The organism is Kaistella sp. (genome assembly GCF_032060305.1).
Lineage (GTDB): Bacteria > Bacteroidota > Bacteroidia > Flavobacteriales > Weeksellaceae > Kaistella > Kaistella yananensis.
The window spans coordinates 3,011-5,324 of record NZ_DAMBHK010000104.1; the positions used below are offsets into that span (position 1 = coordinate 3,011).

5 protein-coding genes are annotated in these 2,314 nt (G+C 37.0%); 3 read left to right on the top strand and 2 right to left on the bottom strand.

What is annotated here, in order from left to right; all coding sequences use genetic code 11:
* Both V5N63_RS11015 and V5N63_RS11020 read right to left on the bottom strand, forming a co-directional pair.
* The coding region (locus V5N63_RS11015) for an OB-fold nucleic acid binding domain-containing protein (RefSeq protein ID WP_332033988.1) at positions 1–551 on the bottom strand (551 nt) is incomplete at its 3' end.
* Positions 552–652: 101 nt separating this feature from the next.
* Positions 653–823 (bottom strand): hypothetical protein, encoded by a 171-nt coding sequence (locus V5N63_RS11020; RefSeq protein ID WP_253312752.1) that lies wholly within the window; start codon positions 821–823, stop codon positions 653–655.
* A gap of 230 nt (positions 824–1,053) precedes the next feature.
* Between V5N63_RS11020 and V5N63_RS11025 the strand changes: the two genes are divergently transcribed.
* From V5N63_RS11025 to V5N63_RS11035, 3 genes are all read left to right on the top strand, one after another.
* Positions 1,054–1,362: a hypothetical protein gene (locus V5N63_RS11025; RefSeq protein ID WP_143332948.1), complete on the top strand. Its 309-nt coding sequence runs from the start codon at positions 1,054–1,056 to the stop codon at positions 1,360–1,362.
* 92 nt (positions 1,363–1,454) lie between these two features.
* Entirely contained in the window at positions 1,455–1,946 is a 492-nt protein-coding gene (locus tag V5N63_RS11030) for a hypothetical protein (RefSeq protein WP_332033986.1), read from the top strand.
* A gap of 105 nt (positions 1,947–2,051) precedes the next feature.
* Positions 2,052–2,314: efflux RND transporter permease subunit (locus V5N63_RS11035; RefSeq protein WP_332033987.1), on the top strand; the 263-nt coding region annotated here is incomplete at its 3' end.

A 2,314-nucleotide genomic window follows, 5' to 3' on the forward strand; every position in this document is an offset into this window, starting at 1 on the left:
AGTTTTGTTCTTTTTACAAAAACTTCTTTCACGTGAGGATTCACCGTTAAATCTACATAACGCTGGCGGTATCTGAGTTCAGGATCGTTGAAAGCATCGTGTACAACTCCGTTTTCATCGGTTCTTGGTTGTGGAAGCGGGCGTAAAGATTTGGTTAGAATTTTAAAATTCTCAACTTTCACGGTCATTTCACCAACCTGGGTGGTGAAAAGTTCGCCTTCGATGCCGATGATATCACCGATGTCTAAAAGGTGTTTATAAACTTCGTTATACAGGGTTTTATCTTCACCTGTACAGATTTCATCACGGTTGAAATACACCTGAATTCGGCCTTCGGAATCCTGCAGTTCAGCAAAACTTGCTTTCCCCTGGATTCTTCGGCTCATCAGTCTTCCGGCAATCTGTACTTTTTTGCCTTCTGTAAAATTTCCCTTGATGGATTTTGTGGTATCTGTGATTTTATATTCTTCGGCGGGAAAAGCATCGATCCCCATTTTCTGTAGTGTGACTAACTTTTCTCTCCGGATAATTTCCTGTTCTGATAACTGCATGTTTTCTTGCTTTTTAAGAGCGCAAATTTAGTGATTTTTTGATGAATATAAACAAAAAAAGCAGCCGTTGCCGACTGCCTTTAATCATTTGGATCTCTAGGTTATTTAACTGAAGTAGAATCAGCAGCTACAGTTGTTGCTGCAGGAGCAGTAACGGTAACTTCTGCTTCCGGCTCTTCCAGCATTCTGTTGCTTTCGGTTGAAGTTTCTTTTTTTGAGCATCCAGCCAATACCAAACCGCCGATGAATGCAAATGCGAATAATTTTTTCATTGTAAATTTAATTTGGGCAAAAATAGAAATTTCAAAAGGAACTGCAAGTTTGTATAAATTTTATCATCCAGCCTTCGGAAGGTTATTCTTAATTATACCGGTTATAAATTGATGATTCTCTAGCATTTTCTCTGGAATTTGAGTAATTTTGCACTATGAAAAAGTACATTACTTACTTTTTGATATGTACTTACCTCTTTTCTTTTTCAGAGGTTAGGCAGATTTTGAAAATGCCTAATCTTATTGAACATTACATTTCCCATAAAATCATCGATAACGGAACTACGGTTTTTTCGTTTATTAAAATGCACTACCTCGAGGATCACGGCATTGATGGAGATTATCATCAGGATATGAAACTTCCTTTCAAAACACATGATGTTTCAGTAAATGTTTTCAGTTTTGTATTTCCACCAAAAAAAATAGAATTCAATTTCGAGCATAAACCTCTGGACATTGATGAACAGCAGAGTTTTGCCTATTCCGAAAATTTCTTTCCCTCTGTTTTCCAAAAAATCTGGCAGCCGCCTAAAATTTAATTTAAGAATTATCAAAGATAAAATAATGTTTAGACCACAGGTTTAGGCTTGTTTACACTTACTTAAAAGTCTAATTTTTAAATTAAATAAAAATGAATAACGCACATCTGCATTTGGTTGTTAACCATTTGCCAATCATATTTCCTATTGTAGGAGTAATCATTTTACTGATAGCGATTTTTACAAAATCCGACGTTTCAAAACGTAACGCTTATATCGTTTTTATTCTTGGTGCAGTTGCATCAGTAGCTGCCATGGCGACAGGCGAAGGCGCAGAGGATGCAATCGAAAATATTCAGGGTGTTTCTGAAAATCTTATGCACAGGCACGAAGAAGCCGCAGAAATTTTCGCAGGAATGTCATATTTTCTTGGAGCTGTTTCTCTTCTAGGCTTTCTTACAAGTTACCGGAATTTTTCACTGGATAAACTGATGCCGGTTACGATATTAATTGTTGCCGGAGTTTCACTGTATTTCGCTCAGGAAGGTGGAAGAACCGGTGGGGAAATTCGTCACACAGAAATGCGCAGCGGCGCAAACATCCAAAATGCGGTCGAAAATTCTGGTGAAGACCAAGATGACTGATGTCATTTTTTAGAAAATGGCTCTTAAAAATTCTTATTCGGGCTGTTTTTTTATTAATTTTAATAGTGAAAGCTATTGATTTGTAATTATTTAACTCAAATTAAAATGCTAAATAAAATCATAAATTTTTCCATAAAAAATAAGCTGATAATCATCCTGATGACACTCGGCTGGATTATTTACGGAATTATAGAACTCCGGAAACTGCCCATTGATGCCGTACCGGATATTACCGATAATCAGGTACAGTTGATTACTTCGTCGCCAAGTTTGGGCGCCCCAGATGTGGAGCGGTTTATTACTTTTCCGTTAGAACAGTCGATGAACAATATACAGGGAATCAAACAGATGCGAAGTTTTTCGCGTTT

Excerpts from the sequence above, each read along its gene's own strand:
- V5N63_RS11020 (WP_253312752.1), bottom strand. The coding sequence starts at position 823 with ATGAAAAAATTATTCGCATTTGCATTCATCGGCGGTTTGGTATTGGCT.
- V5N63_RS11025 (WP_143332948.1), top strand. The coding sequence starts at position 1,054 with ATGCCTAATCTTATTGAACATTACATTTCCCATAAAATCATCGATAAC.
- V5N63_RS11030 (WP_332033986.1), top strand. The coding sequence starts at position 1,455 with ATGAATAACGCACATCTGCATTTGGTTGTTAACCATTTGCCAATCATA.